Source organism: Gymnodinialimonas sp. 202GB13-11 (assembly GCF_040932485.1).
Taxonomy (GTDB): domain Bacteria; phylum Pseudomonadota; class Alphaproteobacteria; order Rhodobacterales; family Rhodobacteraceae; genus Gymnodinialimonas; species Gymnodinialimonas hymeniacidonis.
Genome location: NZ_JBFRBH010000001.1, coordinates 1,079,855 through 1,098,565, shown reverse-complemented (window position 1 = coordinate 1,098,565; position 18,711 = coordinate 1,079,855). Strand labels below are relative to the sequence as shown.

The following is an 18,711-nucleotide window of genomic DNA, read 5'->3' as shown; positions in this document are numbered from 1 at the left end:
TGGATAAGGTATCTGCTCACGCGTGAGCAGATACCCTGTTCGCACGATCACTCGATGGTCACGCCGACGACGGCACCGACCGAGGCATTCCAGCGCTCAGCCCAATCTCCGCCCGCGCGTTCCGCCCAATCCGGCAGGACCTGCCCCACCAGAACTTCGCGCGCACGCTCGAAATCGGCGTCCGAGACCTCGACCAACGTCATGTCCCGCGCCTCGCCCGCGGGGCACTCACCATTGCCCGTCAGGCAGGCAATGTCGTTGACCAGAGCGTCCTGAGCTGAGGCCCAGGCCGGGTCCTCAAAGCCGGATGCGATCTCAGCTTCGATGGTGGCCTGCACGTCAGCCGAAAGCCCGTCCCAGCGATCCGCATTCATGGCGGTTACAACGCTGTCCCAGCCCCCCAGCGGGATTGGCAGAAGGTGTGTGGAGACTTCCCACCAACCGGCAGAGTAGCCCGAGCCTGCACCGGTCACCGCACAATCCACGACGCCGTTTTGAAGCGCACCCGGCACTTCGGAGAAGGAGACGTTCACGCCTTCCGCGCCCAGTGCTTCCAGGAAGATGGCGGTCATCCGGCCCGAGGCGCGGACTTGCAGGCCTTCGAGGTCGGCGAGGCTGTTGATCTCGGCGTTGCAGAACACGACCTGCGGCGGATAAGGCGCGATGGCGAGGACTTCGGCGTTGAAGCGGTCGCGGAAGATTTCCTCGACCATTGGTCGGGCCGCGTCGACCATCGCGCGCGCCTCATCAGCCGTCAGCGCCACAAGCGGCACATCGAGGCCTTCCAACTCGGGTGCATCGCCCACAGCATAGTCAGCCACGGTCATGGCGACGTCATAAACGCCCTGCCCCAGCAGCGGATAAATCTCCGACAGGCCAAGGCCCATCTGGTTGTGGGTGGTCAATTCGACGTTGAAGTCACCCGCGCCGGGCAGAACCTCGGTCCAGAACGGTGCCTCATACTGGTTGTGGAGCGGCAGCGATGACCAGCTTCCGACAACGTTGAAATCTTCGGCCTGCGCAGCACCGGCAAGGGCTGTGGTGGCGGCCAGAATGCCTAATGTCTTTTTCATGGGATATCCTCCTGTTGGGTCGTTTATGGATTCGAATAGATTGGTGTTTCGGCGTCTTCCGCGACGTCCGAGATCAGCATGTGACCGGGCGAATGGGTGATGCAGAGCGGCAGTTTTGCTTGCAAAAGCACGTTTTGCGGCGTGACCCCGCAAGCCCAGTAAACCGGCACTTCACCTGGGCGAACATCAACGGGATCACCATAGTCGGGCGCATCGAGTGAGGCGATGCCAAGCGCTGCCGGATCACCGGTTGCGATCGGTGCGCCATGGGCCTGTGGATAGCGGGCGCTGATTGTATGTGCGTCCTGAACACGGTCGGCGGGGATTGGACGCATGGTGATGACCATCTTGCCCCCAAATGGCCCGGCCGGTTGTAGCGGGATGTTAGAGCGGAACATGGGCACATTTCGCCCTTGCTCGATATGACGCACAGGAATGCCCGCACGCATCAGCGCGTTCTCGAAGGTAAATGAGCACCCCAGCGCGACCGTGACCAGATCATCGGCCCAGAGATCCGCGATGTTCGTGACCTCCCCGGTCAGCACCCCTTCCCGAAACACGCGGTACTTCGGCACGTCGGTGCGAATGTCGATGTCTTCGCCCAAGGTCGGCAGCATCGGATCGCCAGTTTCCGACACGGCCACGACCGGGCATGGCTTTGGGTTGCGCTGGCAGAACCGCAGGAAATCGAGCGCGTAGCGTTCCGGCAAAATAGCAAGGTTGCATTGCAGTTTGCCGGGGGCGAGGCCAGCCGTGTGACCGGTATGTTCCCCAGCCCGAATACGTTGGCGAATGTTGCGCGCGCTGTCTTGCATCATCTCGGATGGCATGGCCATCGCATCCCCCTGTTCAATCACCGCAAGGGTTGCACAGGAGGCTTCATCCGTTCAAATTATCATTCTTGATTAAGTCTGATAGATTTTTTGGAAGTCAATCTGGGTGCTGGTGATGCCATTTCGCGGCTACCTCTGCCGCGATTTCGGCGGAGGCTTCGACCAAGACAGACCGCGGCTCAGCTAGGTAGGACGCCGTGAATTCCAGCGGCGACAGGGGCAGATCGGGGTCAAACTCCACGATCTCACCGGCCTCCATGAACGGTCCCGCAAGAACCTTGGGGTATGGCCCCACCGCGATTCCGGCCGCGATCATACGCAGGCTGGCCGACAGCGAGGCCGAGGTGAAGACACGCATTTTGGGACCGACCCGTTGGGCCAAGGCGCTTGTCAGCTCCCGATGGGGGCGCGTGCGGCTGGAATAGGAGATGACTGGTGTTGTTGCGAGATCAGGCTTGGCCAGATGGGTGGCGCAATACCAATGCAAATCGAAGCGCGGGAGGGTCACGTTCTTGACTGAGAATTCCGAGATCGGCCCCATAAGGAAAGCGAGGTCGAGGCGTCGTTCCACCAAGCCATCGCGCAGAGCGCCGGAGATGTCGACCGTCAGATCGACATTCACGCTTGGGTAGCTATTTGAAAAGGCTTGCAGAAACTCAGGCAGCCAGGCTTGGGCAATGGTCTCGGATGCGCCGACACGGAAAAGCCCCTCGACCTGCGCGGCAGAGCCGACGCGGTGTTTGATCTCTTCCTCAACAAACAGCATCTGCTCGGCGTAGGCCAGAAGCTGTTGGCCCTGTTTGGTCAGGATCAACTTGCCCGCGCCGCGTTCGAACAAGGCGACCTGCAACTCATCTTCGAGGTTCGCGATGCGGGTGGACACGGCGGGTTGCGACAGGTGCAGACGCTCGGACGCTTTGCGAAAGCCGCCCAACCGCGCGACCCATAGAAAGGTGCGGATTTGTTCGAAGGTCACGGTGCGGAACCCTGCAATGCCTAGTCCTTGATCTTTCGGACAGGATCAAGAAGCCCGGCATTGCGCAAGGTCAGGTTGGGGTAATCCGGATCATTCAGGTAGCGGTCGATGGTAAACCCGCCTTCCAGTTTCTCCAAAGCCGTCAGATGCGCCTTTGCATCATCGAAGTCACCGGAATGGGCGCAAAGGGCAACCAACTGACGGCGGGGTGCGATGAAGGTGGGCGATTTGGCGGCCGAGCTGTCGGACGTTGCCCGCGCCTCATCCAACCGCCCTGCCCCGATGCAAACCAGCGAATGGTACAGATCCCAAAGATGGCTGAGTTCGTCATTGGCCGCTGCCGTGCGGCAACTAGACGACATGGCGTAAGCCTTTTCCGCATCCCCCACTGCAGAATGCGCCAACGCAAGGGTCTGCCGGGCAAACAGGCTGTTGGTGTTCTGCGACAAAGCGGTCTTGGCCAATTCCGCTGCCGGGCGCAGATCATCCTCCAGCATGAAACGTGTGAGCGCCACAAGGGCGACAGCGAGGCTATTGCCGCCGGACTGGTTCAGGGCGTCTGAGGCCAGTTGATCCACCTCGTCCCGCCAACCCTGGGCATCGCCATCCACGGCTTCGACGAGCTGTGCCATGCGCACGAAAGCCCGCCATGCGAGGAAGACCCCGTTGCTGTCGACTTCGTAGGCGCGCTGGAAATTCTCATTCGCCTCGGCCAGCCCTTCACCGTCCAGCCGCTTGAGTTGACGGCGCGCGAGGCTGGAAAAGCCCATGGCCGCCGCTTCGGGGCGGTGCAGATCGATATGGCTGGCGAGCCGCGCAGGGACCTGGGCGGAGGCAGCGTTCACGATGCCATGGATGGCATCGGATTGCAGCAGATCGGCGGAAGAGCCGGGAACAGTGAGATGTTCGGAGAATAGGACGCGGCCACTGGCCCCTTCCTCCACCCGGATGAAGGCCACAGCGCGCCCACCGTCATTGGCCGTATCACAGCGAATTTCGAGGTCTGGCCTTAAGTCAGGGTCGTTGCGGGACGCGCTGACATAGCGCGCTGCGCTGAAGTTTTGCTCGATCCCGCGCGCCACGGTATCGGCCAGAACGCGACCGACGACATTCTCGGCGACCGATCCGATCTCTGACACGGCAGAGCGGATGGTGACGACGTTCTGGAGGGGTTTGGCGGCGGTAGGCGCGGCGGCCACGGGCGCGGCCCCATCGTAGCGACTGCGCGCTTCGGCCAGCCACTGCTCGAACGCCTCATCGCGAATGTCGAACCCTTCAAGGAAGGACCGCCCCGGTTCGCGCAACGGACTGCCCGGATCGATGTCCGTATCCACCGCATCGACATCCAGCCAGACATCGCCGCGATCAGAGCTGAGGATATCGACGTTATCGCCAAACGCAGATCGCAATTCGCTGAGGCTTTGGCGGAGCGAGCCGCTGGCCTGACTTGGGGCGCGGTCGCTCCACAGCATGGCCTCCAACCAGCGCCGTCCGCGGCGCATGGTTGCGGTCTCTGCCAGCAAAGCCACGATGCCGCGCGCTTTCTTGCCTTTGGGCGTGACGTCATTGCCGCTGCTGTCGATGACAGCAAACGTCCCAAAGAACCGAATTTTCACACGGTTTTTCAACAGCTTTCCCGGAGTAGCCCCTTTACTCGCGCCTATGGAGCACGAAACCAGAAAAAATCGCAAATTTTTCGTGAAAAAAGCCTGCACCTTTCTGCCAGCGTTGACGCCTTGACGCAACGGCAAGCATCTTCCCTGCCGAAGGTTAACACGTTTCAACGAAACAGAATTGGGGGATAAGATGGCTACCTATGCAGGGCGCGCGGGTCGCGCCGGACGGGCGGGACGTGCCGGGCGCGCAGGACGGGCTGGCCGCGCAGGGCGGGCTGGTCGCGCAGGACGGGCGGGGCGTGAGGATTCGGGGGATGTCGATGGCCTGCTGTCCTCGGCCTTGATGAGCCACCGCGAAGGCGTCGCCCCCTATTGGACCGGCGATATTGACCCCGGGACCGTGCCAGACAACGTCCTCGACAACCGCACTGCCGGGGAAAAGCTGGAGGCCCTTTCGGACATTCCCCGCGAGGTGGTCATCGACGATCAGCTGTTCGCGCGCTTTGCGGTTTCGGGAAGCGAGCTTCACAGCACCCTGATTGACCCGGCCAACCCGCTGGTTACGCTCAACCGCCCGGACAATGCGTATTTCGCCAACACGCAGCTTCCCATGGTGCGGGACGCCGCGGATCTGCGGGCGGACCGGATTGATGAAATCCTGATGCAGACCGAGGACATCACGTCGTTTTTTGGCGCTGTCCTGCTGCTGGATTGGTCGCGCAGTGATTGGATCTTTGAGCTGACCGAGGCGGTTGTCCGCCTGTGTGGCTATATCGAGTTTCCGTTCAAATTCGTCTTCGATGTGCCACGCCCGTCCCTTCTGTCATCGAAGGTCATGCCAGTGATCGACACGCCGACCCACGGGGCCTGGCCCTCTGGCCATGCGACGGAAGCGTTTGCGCTAGCGACGGTTTTGGCGGGCCTTGTTGACCGCAAGGCAGGCGGGGCTGGCCGGTTCGACATGAACGACGCCACGCGCGATGTGAATGGCTCGGCCCGGATGCTGATGCGTACCGCCATGCGGATTTCGGACAACCGCACTGTTGCGGGCGTTCATTATCCCCATGACAGCCTATGTGGTCTTATCCTTGGCGTCACGCTGGGGGAGGCTTTGGTCAACTGGCTCTCAGGCGCGGGAGAAACGGCGGTTCGCACGCTCGATCTGCCCGGGCCCGCAAACCCGGTCCACGATCTGACCGAAGACAGTGTGCGGCTGTTGCTGGGGGATGCGGCGCCCAATCCGCCGCCGCCGCCCAACGCTGTTCCGCTGACTGCGCCGGTGGATGACGTCAGCGCCTATCTTTGGCAGAAGGCCATGGGCCAAATGCCGGAACTTTCCTAAATCACGGCTTGCGGCGTCCCTGTTTTTCAGGGGCGCCGCCGAATTGCAGGTGTATCCAGCAAGGTCCGCTGCCCCAGTCGGGGATCAGAGACAGGATGCGGGACGTCCGGCAGATGCGCCACACCCAACAACTGATTGACCAGATCGCGCGAGGCCGTGGCGCAGGCCGTGCTGCTGCCTGACAAGCGCGCATTTCCGGCGGTGGTCAATCCGGCCGCTGTGACGCCCGGCGCGTTTCGCTCAACCTCACTGATTGCGCTGAGGTCGGGGGCAAGGCCGGACCAATCCGCCCCTTCCGCGCCATAATACTCCGCCGGTTCTACCAGCAGATGGGCCGGAACCGCCGGATCACGACGCACGAGCGCGCCACCCACCGACAAGCGCCTGCTGTGCTGGATTGTGGAAAGGGCGGAGTTCGTGCCTTTGCGTGTCACCCGGCCGGCGGTTTCATCGACGCCCTCAAAATCACGTCCCACAAGGTCCCAAGTCCGCGTTTCCTCGCCTTCAAGTCGGGCCTGACGCGCGCCGGTGTTGCGATCTGACGGATCGTCGTCGCGTTGCACCTGCGCGGTCAAATCCATTGCCTGCTTGCCGAGATTGCGTAGCGAAAGCCGCCATTGGCCGCTGGGGCATGTCAGCTCCGCATCCGAGCGGGAGCGCACCGTGGGCGCGAGGGCGAACAGAAGATAGGCAGGTTCAACCTGCCCGGCGAACAGCAAGCGGGCGGGAATATGGTAAAGCCGCCCAACCAAGCGTCCGGCATCATCATTCAAATCGGCGAACTGGCCTGCGTTCAGCGTAAACACGTTCGCCTGAAGCCCGCCGCGCGGAGCGGTGACGGTCACTTCGATCTGGCCGGGGTCCTGTGCAGGGCTTTGATCCGTCAGCCGCATTTCAAGGAAGGATGGTGTGCGGTCGTCGGGCTGCACGCGCAGGTTGAAGTCTTGCGCGCCGCCGGCCTCGATCTTGCTGCGTGCCACAACGTTATCCGAATAGGCATTCCCGAACGGCACGACGAGGTGGACGTTCATGTGCAGCGCGTGCTCGGCCACCTCCATCAGGCGCGCGATGGCCTGTTCGATGAACGATCGCCCGTTCTTGGGGCCCGCGACATAGCCAAGGCTCATGTTCACGACCAGATCAACCGGTGTGCCAAGCCCGGCAAGAAGCGCCGTTTCAAGGATCAACCAGCGTAGCCCGATAAGGATATCGAAGTTCAGGCGCGTGCCGGACGTGTCGTCAAAACTCTCCGGCGCAACCTGCACTGCGAGGATCGGCACCTTGGTCAGCGGATCGCCCGCATTGGCGCCCACGGCGAGGTCCAGCATATGCGCGCCATGGGTTTGTGCGCGGCCAAGGGAATGGCGGGTCAGCGGCGCGTAGGCGGCTTGCGCATATTCATGATACGCATCCTGTTCCGCGCGTTGGATGGGGCGCGAAAGCTCCGCATCAATCTGCGAGATGGTTTGCACGGACGCAGCGCCCATTGATCCTGACAGCCAGAGCACCTTCTCAATCCGGCTGGCAGTTGGGTAACGGCGGCTGCGTCCGTGCAAGACCCCGATCCCGTCGTCGATGATACCGAAGACGAGTTTCGGAGGGAGGAACGGGTCGCGCGGCTCAACGCGATTCAAGGTGGGCAGTGTATCGTCGTGCAGGCATGTGCCGACGGCGAGCGTTTCGAAGAGGAGGCCCTTTTCCTTGCCGTTCAGCTTTTCGCGCAGATCAAGGCGGCGATAGGCGATCAGCTCGACCGTCGCGCGCGGGGATTTGATGGCGTCATGGAACTGCTTCTCCATTGGAGGGACCCAGAAACCCCCTTCACGGCCAATCGCTTCGGCATACTTGAAGAACTCATCGCTTTGCTCATGAAAGGCAGGCTCGCCCTTATGTGTGAGCACACGCAGGAAGATCGGCTCCCAATAGCTGTTGAGATCCTTGCACGCCTTTTCGTTCAGGCCAGCGAGTTCCAGGGTCCAGTCCCCGTACCCATTCCATCCGCGTGTTTCGCCCATGACATCCCCCATCGGTCCACGCCCTTACTTTGCGTAGGGCGCGCGCCTGCGTCCAACAACCACCGCGCAGCGAGACGGATTTTCACGCATTTCTGACAGTTTTCACGCTAGCCGCGTTTTCTTGCGCAACGATTGCGCAGGATTTGCGGTGCCGTGACGGCCTTGGCGCAGGCTGGAGCCATTGGAAGACAAGACCCTTTTCACTGCCAATTTCTTTCACATGTGGAGGCACATATGACCACCCAACACCATGGCATGAGCCGTTTTGAAACCCTCTCCAAACATTGCGCAGACGCGCCCTTGCCCCCGTTGGCGCCGACATTCGGGCGGATCGGACCGGAAAACCCGGTCAGCGGCAATGATCCTGATGGCAATGCCTTCAACGCCGAGAGTGTGACGCGCGCGCTGATCGCGCTGACCGACGAGATGCGCCAGACCTCAGGTGCCGAGCCCGAAGGCCCGGCAGAGGCCGGGATGACGTTCTTTGGCCAATTCGTGGACCATGACGTCACCTTTGATGCCACGTCCGAGATCGGGCGGCTGGTTTCCATCGGCTCGATCCGCAATGTGCGCACGCCATCGCTGGATCTTGATTGCGTCTATGGCGCGGGGCCGGAAGCCTCGCCGCACCTTTATCACCCAGATCATGGTGGCTTCCTGCTGTTCGGCAACGCAGCAAACCCGCTTGACCTGGCGCGCAATCAGCATGGTACCGCGTTGATCGGTGATCCGCGCAATGATGAGAACCAGGTGATTTCGCAGCTGCAAGGTGCGTTCGTCTGCCTGCACAACATCGTCATGACCAAGGTTCTGGACGGCGATACGGAGCTTGTCGGCAAGATGCTGGCCCATGTTCCTGCCAGCGAGTTGGCCGCCATGTCCGCCGAACAGGTGGCCTTCCAGACCGCGCGTCGCGCCTGCCGCCTGCACTACCAATGGATCATCCTGAACGGGTTGCTACCGGCCTTTGTCGATGCGGACGTGCTGAATAGCGTGAAGGCCAAGTTCGATCACGGATCGCTTCCGCACCCGTTCAAAGATGACAGCCCGGTCATGCCGATGGAGTTCTCGGGCGCGGCATACCGCTTTGGCCATGCCACCGTGCAAAGCCAGTACCGGCTGGCAGACGGTGGGCCACTGTTCGACCTGTTCCAACTGGGGCGAGCTGAATTCACGCACCGGCCTGCGGATCGCAATATCGAGTTCGATCAGTTCTTCGACGTTCCGGGATCGGCGCAAGCGCAGAAGGCGCGACCGGTCGGTACGAACCTGGCCGATGCAATCTATATTCTGCCATTCGTTGGCAGCGGCTTCACTGTGATCGACAAGATGGGCGGCACCTTTGATGTCGACACGACCCAAGCGCGCAAACTGCCCCTGCGCAACATGATCCGCGACCGGTTCACGTTGCAAATGGCCTCGGGCCAGCAGATCGCGCGCCGGATGCATGTGGCTGAGCTTGCCGCGCCTGACACCCTGAAGGATCACGGGATCACCAAGACGCCGCTCTGGTTCTACTGCCTACAGGAAGGCAATGGTCATGGCGGCAAGCTTGGCCCCGTGGGCGGCACGTTGGTTGCGACTGTGCTGATGCGTCTGCTGCACCTTAGCCCTGACAGCCTGCCCTGTTCCGCACCTGATTTCGTGCCCTGCCCGCAACTCGGGGCCGAAGCCGATGGCAGTTATTCCATGGGTCACATGCTGCGGTTCGTGGAACAGAACCGCACCCATGTCGCCCATGCTTCAGATCTTGTGACGGGCTAGCCCTGACACAAGCGCGCGGTGCCCCGGTTGTCCCCCTCTCCCGCCCCACCGGGGCACCCGCTATTTCGACCCCTTCCACATCAGACCAACACGCAAAAAGAGACCGGCGACCTCGTGACGAGTCGCCGGTCTGAAAGGTTTTGGTTCTCAAATAAGATACTTGTCGTCCCCCACCCGACCGCACCCCTGACGGAGGGTTTGGTGAGCGGGTGAACAAGAGGGTCTCAAAGGCAGTCGACACCGGGCAAGAAAAGGGGTCCGGCGACACGTCCACTATTCCATGGATGCGTTATCGGACCGCCAATGCGCCATCAAAGCCGCGTTAATAAATTACAATCGCCGCAATTTCTTAACCATTCAGGTCCTGCAAGAGCCGCCCATGCTTGCGCGTTTGCTCGATCAGTTGGCCGAAGGTCTCGACCCCGCGTGCTTTCAAAAGCGGCAAAAGACAGACGAGTGCTTTGGCCGTGGCCTCCGCATCACCCAACGCGGTGTGCCGCCGGTCTTCGGCAATCTCAACGCCAAGCCGATCGCACAGCGCATCAAGGGAGTGTTCTGCGTTGGTGCCAAAGACTACCGCCGACAAAAGCACCGTATCCAAAACGGGATGGGTCCATTCGACGCCCATCTTGGTAGCGCTCTTGCGCAACAGGCCGATGTCAAAGGGCGCATTGTGGGCGACGAGCACAGCGTCATGCGCGAAGTGGGACAGCATCCGACCTGCAGATGCAATGTCGGGCGCGCCCGTGACGTCCGCGTCGGTGATCTTGTGGATCTTGGTGGAGGCAGGCGGGATAGGGCGATCTGGGCCGACATAGGTATCGACAGTTTCGCCCTCCACCATTCGCCCCCGTAAAACGCGAACCGCGCCGATTTGGATGATGTCATCTGCTTCAACCGAGAGGCCGGTCGTTTCGGTGTCGAACGCCACATAACACAGCGCGTCTAGCGGGGTATCGGCCAGCTCATTTGATGTCTCCGCGATCAGCAGATCGAAATCGTAGACCAGCGGGCGGGCGGAGATTGCGTTTTCCCCGTCTTCGGGCAAATCCATCACAACCATATACCCGCCATCTGTCTGCGCCTTCAGACGCGCGTGGAAGACATGGGTCTGCGCCGCATCCGACAGGCGCAAGGCGACATCATAGGCCTCGCCCTGCAACGCCTGCATCGCCGCGGCGATGGGCGCAGGGTCGAAATAATCCGTGAGGCGTGCCTTTAAGCGCGGCGGTGCGATACGGGACAGGGCCTGCGCCGCCTGGCTGTCGTAAAGGACGATTTCTTCCGCGTCATTTAGCAGGATCACCGCCATTGGAATGTCGCTGAGGATCGCCGTCAGGCGTGCGCGCTCGGCGGCTAGTCGTTCGGTTTCCGCCGCAACCCGTTCATCGGCCTCATGCTGTGCTTCAAGGGCGCGGGCCGAAAGCGCGTCGGCGGCGGGGGCCAGATCGCCGAGGTATCGTCCCTCTTCCATATCAACACCCGCACCTGCCAGCGCATGGGCGTGGAGGCGCAGTTGCGCGGACATGTTCAGGATTGGCTTGGCGACGTTTTCATCGAACAGAAGCCAGATGCCAAGGATCAGGCCGGTGTTAAGGAAGATGAATATCAGAATGCTGGTCAGGAACGGATCGCCCCGCGACACACCAAACCAGATTGCCCCTACCGCCACCGCCGCCCCGCCCAATGCCAGCAGGCAAAAGAACAGGAAGATGCGCAGCCGCAGGGACAGAAGCGTCAGCATGTCAGGTCTCGCACACGAGGGTGAGGATCGGATCGTCTTCGGGCATCTGCTCCCACGCAGCGTCGGTCACGGTGCCGTCTGCCGCGAAGTCCGCGCCATCGATCAGCAGGGCTGAGCGCGCCTCGGCGCAATCAAACAGCATCGGCGCTTGGTTCACGGGCGACCAGCGGCCAAAGAAATAGAGGTCGGCCAAGCGCTGATCTGGCAAAGCCTCATTCGTGCGCGCGGTGCCGGTATCGACGGCCACGAAGCGTTCGACGTAAGGATAGGCGCGGGTCCACGGGCGGAACCAGCTTTGGTTTTCAACCGTCATGGCGATCTCGATGCCTTCCGGCAGCTCCTCGGCCGTGCGGTCGAACCATGTGTATTCGTTGGAGATTGTCATCGCCAACATCCCCAAACCCGCCGCAACCGGCGTCAACCAACGCGGCAGGCGACGCCCTGTAATGCGGTTGAGCAGCATGGCGATCCCGGCGCAGGCGATGCCCGCAAAGGCTGTGGCAATCAATTCGATGAACATCAGGACAAAGCTCCCTTCCCTGACCCGGCGGCCGATTGCATGGTTTTTACCACAACAAACGCGTCGCGCAGATGGCTGCGTTCGAAATCCGACAGCGTCGCGGGATCAAGGTAATTGTCAGGTGCATCGCCCGCTTTGATCTGGCTCACTTGATCCTCCAGTCGCATGGTGGCGATCAGATCATAGGCATCCAAAAGGTCGGCCCCTCCCGTCACGGACAAAACGCCTGCCTCCATCGCCGCTTCCAGCCGGGCGCGGGTGTTCACCGGGGCCAATTGTCCTTGCAGCGCGTAGATGCGGCCCAGATCGGTAATAGGCACCACCCCGTTGTGTTTCATGTCGAGCTGGTTGCGATGTTCGCCCGCGCGGATCGTCGCCAGCCCGCGCAGCAGCCCGAGCGGTGGGTAATGCTTGAGCGAATTTGCCACCATGTGGGCCACGAAGATGGAATTGGCGGAGGCTTTCCTGAGTGTTTCGGCCTGGAGCCCGTCAAACAGGCTGGTATCGCCGCCGATGGGGCGCAGGTCAAACATGACGGAGGCGAGCATCTGCGCCTCGGGGTTGGGCTTGGCGATCCAGCCGTCGAAATAGCTGCGCCAGACAGACAGCGGCTGCCGCCACCGTGGATTGGTGGCCATCATGTCGCCCGGGCAATAGACATAGCCGATGGTGTTGAGGCCGTCGCAGACGAAACGCGCGAGCGCTTCGAAATAGGGCATGTCGGCCTCGGTCACATCGTCTGACAGGATCAGGCAATTGTCTTGGTCGGAGACGCCGGTTTGTTCCTGCCGTCCCTGGCTGCCGCAGGCGAGCCAAAGGTAGGGCACCGGTGGCGCGCCAAGTTCTGCTTCAGCCAGCGCCAGAAGGCGGCGCGTTGCGGTATCGGCGATGTCGGTGATCAGGCGCGTGACGACCTCATGCCGTGAGCCGCTGGAGATAAGTTGGACCAGAAGCTGCGGGATTTCGGCTGTCGCACGCGCCATCTGTGCCGCGTCCTGCGCCTTGGAAACACGGCCCACCAGATCGGCGGAGGTCATGGCCTGCGCGCGGGTCAGGTCAGTTTGCGTAACGATGCCGACAAGGGTCTCACCTTCGGCAATGGGAACGTGCCCAATGCCGCGTTCGACCATCAGATGCAGCACATCAGTCACAAGGGCCTTTGGGCCAAGGGTCAGGGGCGCGCGGGTCATGATCGTGGCCACATCAGCCGTCGGGTCCGCGCCTTCGACAACGACCTTCCCGTTCATGTCGCGCAGGGTGACGATGCCTTGAAATGCACCGTCTTGGGCAATGCAGATGGAGGAAATGCGCTGCGCATACATCTTCGACGCGGCCTCTCGGATCGTGGAATCGGGCGGGCAAACGACCGGATCGCGGGTCATCAACCCCTCAACCGCCATGGTGGCGAGGTCGCGCTTGGCGGGTTGTGCGCGTCCCGTTCGGTCAAAGAACCGTGCGACCGCGGGATGTTGCGCGATCAAAGCGTTCAGCGTCGCGGCGGGAATGCGGATCATCGCGGCATCGGCGAAGACAATCGCCGTACGGCTGGCGTGCGTTCCCCGCAGAATTGCGCGTTCACCGAACGAGTTTCGCGGTCCAAGGAAGGATAACGGGGCGCCGACCTCATCAAACACCTCAACCTCACCGGCGACGAGCAGATAGAGGTATTCGACTACATCCCCCACGCCGAAAACCTGCTGGCCTGCGGACATTTCAGCCAGGCTGCAATGCTCGGCCAGAGCGCCCAATTCGGCTTCAGTCAGCGTGTCGTAGGGATGGACGGACGCAAGAAAGCGGATCAGTTCAACCGAAAGGGACATGTCGCTTTTCCTGGAAATGGCGTTCCTGCTCGCCGTGAAAGGCGGACAGGCTCGGGTCGTTAATGGGGCATCGCCGCATGGGAGAGGTCGCGGCGATGCCAAGGGGCCTTAGTGGTCGCTTGCCGCACCGGCACCACGCGGGATGCGGACGCTTTCCACCAGGTCCTTGATGTGCTGCGGCGTCTCCTTCGTCATACCGGAGACGATATACGCCACCGCGAAGTTGATCGCTGCACCGATGGCGCCGAACGAGGTCGACTTGATCGGCCCAAGCAGCGGGTCTGCATCCGTGAAGGAGTTGGTGTCCGGGATGAACAGCCAGCCCTTGTGCAGGAAGATGTAGACCAAAGTGACGACCAGACCGGCCAGCATACCTGCCACGGCCCCGGTGTTGTTGATGCGCTTAGAGAAGATGCCCATCATCAGTGCGGGGAAGATCGAGGCTGCCGCCAAGCCGAAGGCCAAGGCCACGGTTTGCGCCGCAAATCCTGGTGGGTTGAGGCCCAGAAGAACCGCCACCACAATTGCCGCTGCCATCGAGATCCGCGCTGCCAAGAGCTCGGACTTCTCAGACATGTTCGGCGTCAGCTGACCTTTCAGTAGGTCATGCGAGACCGCCGAAGAGATCGCCAGCAGAAGACCCGCTGCCGTGGACAGAGCCGCCGCAAGGCCGCCTGCTGCCACAAGGCCGATCACCCAGCCCGGAAGGTTGGCAATCTCGGGGTTGGCCAGCACCAGGATGTCGCGGTTGAAGTTGGTCAGCTCATTGCCTTCCCAGCCAGCCGCTGCGGCGCGTTCCTGAAGATCAGGGTTCGCGTCGTTGTAGTACTGGATCATGCCGTCGCCGTTGCGATCCTCCCAACCCAGAAGGCCAGTGGCCGCCCAGGTACCCATCCAGGCATAGTCGGGATCGTTTTCGATGGTCTCAACACTGACAGCATCGCCGCCCGTGCCGTTGGGCCACATCATCTCGGAGATGTTCAGGCGTGCCATGGCCCCCACAGCCGGAGCCGTCAGGTACAGCAGCGCAATGAACACCAGCGTCCAACCGGCCGACCAGCGGGCGTCAGACACCTTGGGCACCGTGAAGAAGCGCATGATGACGTGGGGCAGACCCGCGGTACCGATCATCAGCGACAAGGTGAAGAGCACCATGTTGATGGTCGAGCCATGGGCGGCGGTGTATTCGTTGAAGCCAAGATCGGTGACGATCTGGTTCAGCGTCGCCAGAAGCGGCTCACCACTCTCGGTCGAGCCAAAGAGGCCCAAAGCCGGGATCGGATTGCCCGTCAATTGCAGCGAGATGAACACAGCCGGGATCGTGTAGGCGGTGATCAGAACGCAGTACTGCGCGACTTGAGTGTAGGTCACACCCTTCATGCCGCCGAACACGGCATAGGCGAAGACCACACAGGCGCCGATGAGCAGGCCCCAGAAGGCGTCGATTTCAAGGAAGCGTCCGAAGGCAATGCCGACGCCCTGCATCTGGCCGATCACGTAAGTGATGGAGGCCACCAACAGGCAGATCACGGCCACAAGGCGCGCGGTCTTGGAGTAGAAGCGATCACCGATGAACTCGGACACGGTGAACTTGCCGAACTTGCGCAGGTAAGGCGCCAGAAGCAGGGCCAGAAGCACGTAGCCGCCCGTCCAACCCATCAGGAAGGACGAGTTGTCGTAGCCGGTGAAGGCAATGAGGCCCGCCATCGAGATGAACGAGGCCGCAGACATCCAGTCTGCCGCGGTGGCCATACCGTTGGTGACCGGGTGAACGCCGCGACCGGCGGCGTAAAATTCGCTGGTCGAACCCGCACGGGCCCACACAGCAATGCCGATGTAGAGCGCGAAAGATGCGCCTACAAACAGCAAGTTAAGGGTAAACTGGTCCATGGCTGATTACTCCTCATCCACGCCGTATTGCTTGTCGAGTTTGTTCATCCGCCAGGCGTAGAAGAAGATCAGTGCCAGGAAGCACAGGATCGAGCCTTGCTGCGCGAACCAGAAGCCCAGATCGGTGCCGCCGACGCCGATGCCCGAGAGCATGGGGCGCAGCACGATGCCGAAGCCGAAGGATACGAGCGCCCAGATGGCAAGGCAGGCCATGATGATGCGGATGTTGGTTTTCCAGTAGACCGTGTCCTCCCCGGTCGCGGCTGGAGCCTCGTTTGGATTGTCGACCATGACTGTCCTCCTCTTTGTGTGTCTGAGGTCGTTTCTGAATGGGTCTTGGTGCCGCCCAACCGGGCGCCGCAAAGCGGTCAGGCGGATGCGACGATCCGGCTGATCTGTGTGCTGATGTCTTCGATGTCGCCCATCGCATCGACCCGGGCGAGCGTGCCGCGCGCGTCGTAGTAAGCGACGAGCGGGGCAGTCTGTTCGTGGTATGCCTGCAGGCGAGACCGCGCGGTGTCCGCGTTGTCGTCCGCCCGGCGGGTCATGTTGCGCGACCCGCAGGCATCGCAGACGCCGTCGATGGCCGTGGGCTTGAAATCCTCATGGAACCCCTCGCCGCAATTGCCGCAGGTGAAGCGGCCTGCGACGCGGCGCACCATCGCCTCATCATCCACCTCCAGCGAGATGACGGCACTGATGCCCTGCCCCCGCTCGGCCAGCATGGCGTCCAGCGCCTCAGCCTGAGCAGTGGTGCGGGGGAAGCCGTCGAGCACCACGCCCTTGGCGCAATCGTCCTGCGCCAGACGGTCGGTGAGAATGGCAAGCACGATCTCGTCGCTCACAAGACCACCGGCCTTCATCACAGCTTCGGCGGATTTCCCGGCTTCGGTCCCGGCCGCCACGGCGGCGCGCAGAAGATCACCGGTGGACAGCTGGATCAGGCCGAAGCCTTCCTCCAGCTTGCGCGCTTGCGTGCCCTTGCCCGCGCCCGGTGGCCCCAGCAGGATCAGGATCGGCGTGGTGGCGGCTGTTGTTGCTCCATCCATCGCTCAATCCCTCCGGTTCATGCGGTTGGCGATCAGATCGTCAACCACTTCCGGTTCGGCCAGCGTGGACGTGTCGCCAAGCGCGCCGAAATCATCCTCGGCAATCTTGCGCAGGATGCGGCGCATGATCTTGCCGGAACGGGTCTTGGGCAGGCCCGGCGCCCATTGGATCAGGTCGGGCTTGGCAATCGGGCCAATCTCGGAGCGGACCCAAGTCTCAAGCTCCTTGCGCAGCTCATCGGAGGGCTCTTCGCCCTGCATGAGCGTGACATAGGCGTAGATGCCCTGCCCTTTGACGTCATGGGGGTAGCCGACCACGGCGGACTCGGCGACCTTGGCATGGGCCACCAGCGCGCTTTCGACTTCCGCGGTGCCCATCCGGTGGCCGGAGACGTTGATCACATCGTCCACACGACCCGTGATCCAGTAGTCTCCATCCTCATCGCGGCGGCAGCCATCGCCTGAGAAATAGTAGCCTTTGTAGTCGCTGAAATAGGTCTTCTCGAACCGTTCATGGTCGCCCCATACGGTCCGCATCTGACCCGGCCAGCTATCGGCCATGCAAAGCACGCCTTCGACGCCATTGCCTTCAACCACTTCGCCGGAGGTCGGCTCCAGCACCACGGGCTGCACGCCGAAGAACGGCTGCTGCGCCGCGCCGGGCTTGAGCTTGGTGGCAAAAGGCAGCGGTGTCATCATGTGACCGCCGGTTTCGGTCTGCCAGAAGGTGTCGACGATGGGGCAATTCCCCTTACCCACAACGTCATTGTACCAGTTCCACGCCTCCGGGTTGATCGGCTCACCCACCGATCCCAGAACCCGCAGATCGCTCAGGTCATACTTCTCGACCCACTCATTCCCCTTGCCCATCAGGGCACGGATCGCGGTGGGGGCCGTGTAGAATTGGTTGACCTTGTGCTTCTCGCAAACGGCCCAGAACCGGCCGGCATCGGGGTAAGTCGGCACGCCTTCGAACATGATCGTTGTGCCACCGTTGGCCAGCGGGCCGTAGACGATATAGCTGTGTCCTGTGACCCAGCCGACGTCAGCGGTACACCAGAAGATGTCGCCGTCATGGTAGTCAAACGTATATTCGTGGGTCATCGCGGCGTAGACGATGTAGCCGCCGGTCGTGTGCACCACGCCCTTGGGCTGGCCGGTCGAACCGGAGGTATAGAGAATGAACAGCGGGTCTTCCGCGGCCATCTCCTCCGGCGTGCAATCGGCGCTGACCTTTTCCGCCATCTCGTGCAGCCAGAAATCGAGACCATCGCGCCACGCGACCTGTTCGCCGGTCCGCTTCACAACAAGACACTTCACAGCGTCCATATCGTGCAGCAGTGCCTGATTAACGTTGTCCTTCAGCTTCGTGACCCGTCCACCACGCGGTGCGCCATCGGCGGTGATGACCACCTTTGCGTCACAGGCGTTGATCCGTGCACCAAGCGCATCGGCGGAGAAGCCCGCGAAAACGATGGAATGAATGGCCCCGATCCGTGCGCAGGCCAGCATCGCATAGGCGGCTTCCGGGATCATCGGCAGGTAGAGGACGACACGGTCGCCCTTCGTCACGCCGAGTTCTTTCAGAACATTCGCCATCTTGCTTACTTCGGCATGCAACTGACGGTAGGTGATATGCAGCGCCTCATCCTCGGGGCTGTCAGGCTCCCAGATGATGGCGGTCTGATCACCGCGCGCCTCGAGGTGGCGGTCGATGCAATTGGCACTGACGTTCAGCGTGCCATCCTCATACCAACGGATGTCGATATTGCCGGGCGCGAAGCTGGTGTTCTTGACCTTCGTGTAAGGCTTGATCCAGTCGATCCGCTTGCCCTGCTCTTCCCAGAACGCATCCGGGTTTTCAACCGACTCTGCGTACATGCTGGCATAGCCTGCTGCATCCACATGCGGTGTCGGTTTGGTCGAGCCTTTCTGGACGGCGTCCTTCATGATGCTTCCTCCTGCGCATTCGGACCGGTGGACACTTTTCCCCAAAGCGTCCCTTGCGACAGAAGCTACACAAGGTTCAGCAGCCAGCATGTTGTGGCAGATCAAATAGTTTTTATTTG

General features: G+C 61.7%; 14 protein-coding genes. 2 read left to right on the top strand and 12 right to left on the bottom strand.

Features of this window, described 5'->3' with window-relative positions:
- Positions 1-47 precede the first annotated feature (47 nt).
- The 4 genes from V8J81_RS05555 to V8J81_RS05540 all read right to left on the bottom strand — a co-directional run bounded on the left by V8J81_RS05555 (position 48) and on the right by V8J81_RS05540 (position 4,510).
- Entirely contained in the window at positions 48-1,073 is a 1,026-nt protein-coding gene (locus tag V8J81_RS05555; RefSeq protein WP_368474755.1) for a TRAP transporter substrate-binding protein, read from the bottom strand.
- A 23-nt stretch (positions 1,074-1,096) separates the two neighbouring features.
- On the bottom strand, positions 1,097-1,909 hold the full coding sequence (locus V8J81_RS05550) for a putative hydro-lyase (RefSeq protein ID WP_368474754.1): 813 nt from the start codon (positions 1,907-1,909) through the stop codon (positions 1,097-1,099).
- Positions 1,910-2,003: 94 nt separating this feature from the next.
- Positions 2,004-2,882, bottom strand: coding sequence for a LysR family transcriptional regulator (locus V8J81_RS05545; RefSeq protein WP_368474753.1), 879 nt, complete (start codon positions 2,880-2,882; stop codon positions 2,004-2,006).
- Positions 2,883-2,902: 20 nt separating this feature from the next.
- A complete protein-coding gene (locus V8J81_RS05540; RefSeq protein WP_368474752.1) occupies positions 2,903-4,510 on the bottom strand; it encodes an AfsR/SARP family transcriptional regulator in 1,608 nt (535 codons plus the stop codon).
- Positions 4,511-4,688: 178 nt separating this feature from the next.
- Here V8J81_RS05540 and V8J81_RS05535 point away from each other — a divergent pair, with 178 nt between their 5' ends.
- Positions 4,689-5,840 (top strand): phosphatase PAP2 family protein, encoded by a 1,152-nt coding sequence (locus V8J81_RS05535; protein ID WP_368474751.1) that lies wholly within the window; start codon positions 4,689-4,691, stop codon positions 5,838-5,840.
- A gap of 26 nt (positions 5,841-5,866) precedes the next feature.
- On the opposite strand, the gene V8J81_RS05530 is transcribed toward V8J81_RS05535, so the two are convergent.
- Positions 5,867-7,855, bottom strand: coding sequence for a S8/S53 family peptidase (locus V8J81_RS05530; protein WP_368474750.1), 1,989 nt, complete (start codon positions 7,853-7,855; stop codon positions 5,867-5,869).
- 234 nt (positions 7,856-8,089) lie between these two features.
- Between V8J81_RS05530 and V8J81_RS05525 the strand changes: the two genes are divergently transcribed.
- Positions 8,090-9,619 (top strand): peroxidase family protein, encoded by a 1,530-nt coding sequence (locus tag V8J81_RS05525; RefSeq protein ID WP_368474749.1) that lies wholly within the window; start codon positions 8,090-8,092, stop codon positions 9,617-9,619.
- 349 nt (positions 9,620-9,968) lie between these two features.
- Here V8J81_RS05525 and V8J81_RS05520 read toward each other — a convergent pair whose 3' ends face one another.
- From V8J81_RS05520 to acs, 7 genes are all read right to left on the bottom strand, one after another.
- Positions 9,969-11,363 (bottom strand): 3'-5' exonuclease, encoded by a 1,395-nt coding sequence (locus tag V8J81_RS05520; protein WP_368474748.1) that lies wholly within the window; start codon positions 11,361-11,363, stop codon positions 9,969-9,971.
- Between the two features lies 1 nt (position 11,364).
- Positions 11,365-11,883, bottom strand: coding sequence for a hypothetical protein (locus V8J81_RS05515; RefSeq protein WP_368474747.1), 519 nt, complete (start codon positions 11,881-11,883; stop codon positions 11,365-11,367).
- Complete coding sequence (locus V8J81_RS05510; RefSeq protein WP_368474746.1) at positions 11,883-13,703, bottom strand: DUF294 nucleotidyltransferase-like domain-containing protein; 1,821 nt, start codon at positions 13,701-13,703, stop codon at positions 11,883-11,885. The genes V8J81_RS05515 and V8J81_RS05510 overlap by 1 nt, the downstream gene beginning before the upstream one ends.
- Positions 13,704-13,811: 108 nt before the next feature.
- On the bottom strand, positions 13,812-15,593 hold the full coding sequence (locus V8J81_RS05505; RefSeq protein WP_368474745.1) for a sodium:solute symporter family protein: 1,782 nt from the start codon (positions 15,591-15,593) through the stop codon (positions 13,812-13,814).
- A 6-nt stretch (positions 15,594-15,599) separates the two neighbouring features.
- The gene (locus V8J81_RS05500) at positions 15,600-15,884 is read right to left on the bottom strand and encodes a DUF4212 domain-containing protein (RefSeq protein ID WP_368474744.1); all 285 of its coding nucleotides are present in this window, start codon (positions 15,882-15,884) and stop codon (positions 15,600-15,602) included.
- Positions 15,885-15,961: 77 nt separating this feature from the next.
- The gene (locus tag V8J81_RS05495; protein WP_368474743.1) at positions 15,962-16,642 is read right to left on the bottom strand and encodes an adenylate kinase; all 681 of its coding nucleotides are present in this window, start codon (positions 16,640-16,642) and stop codon (positions 15,962-15,964) included.
- 3 nt (positions 16,643-16,645) lie between these two features.
- Positions 16,646-18,592: an acetate--CoA ligase gene (gene acs / locus V8J81_RS05490; RefSeq protein WP_368474742.1), complete on the bottom strand. Its 1,947-nt coding sequence runs from the start codon at positions 18,590-18,592 to the stop codon at positions 16,646-16,648.
- Positions 18,593-18,711: the final 119 nt, after the last annotated feature.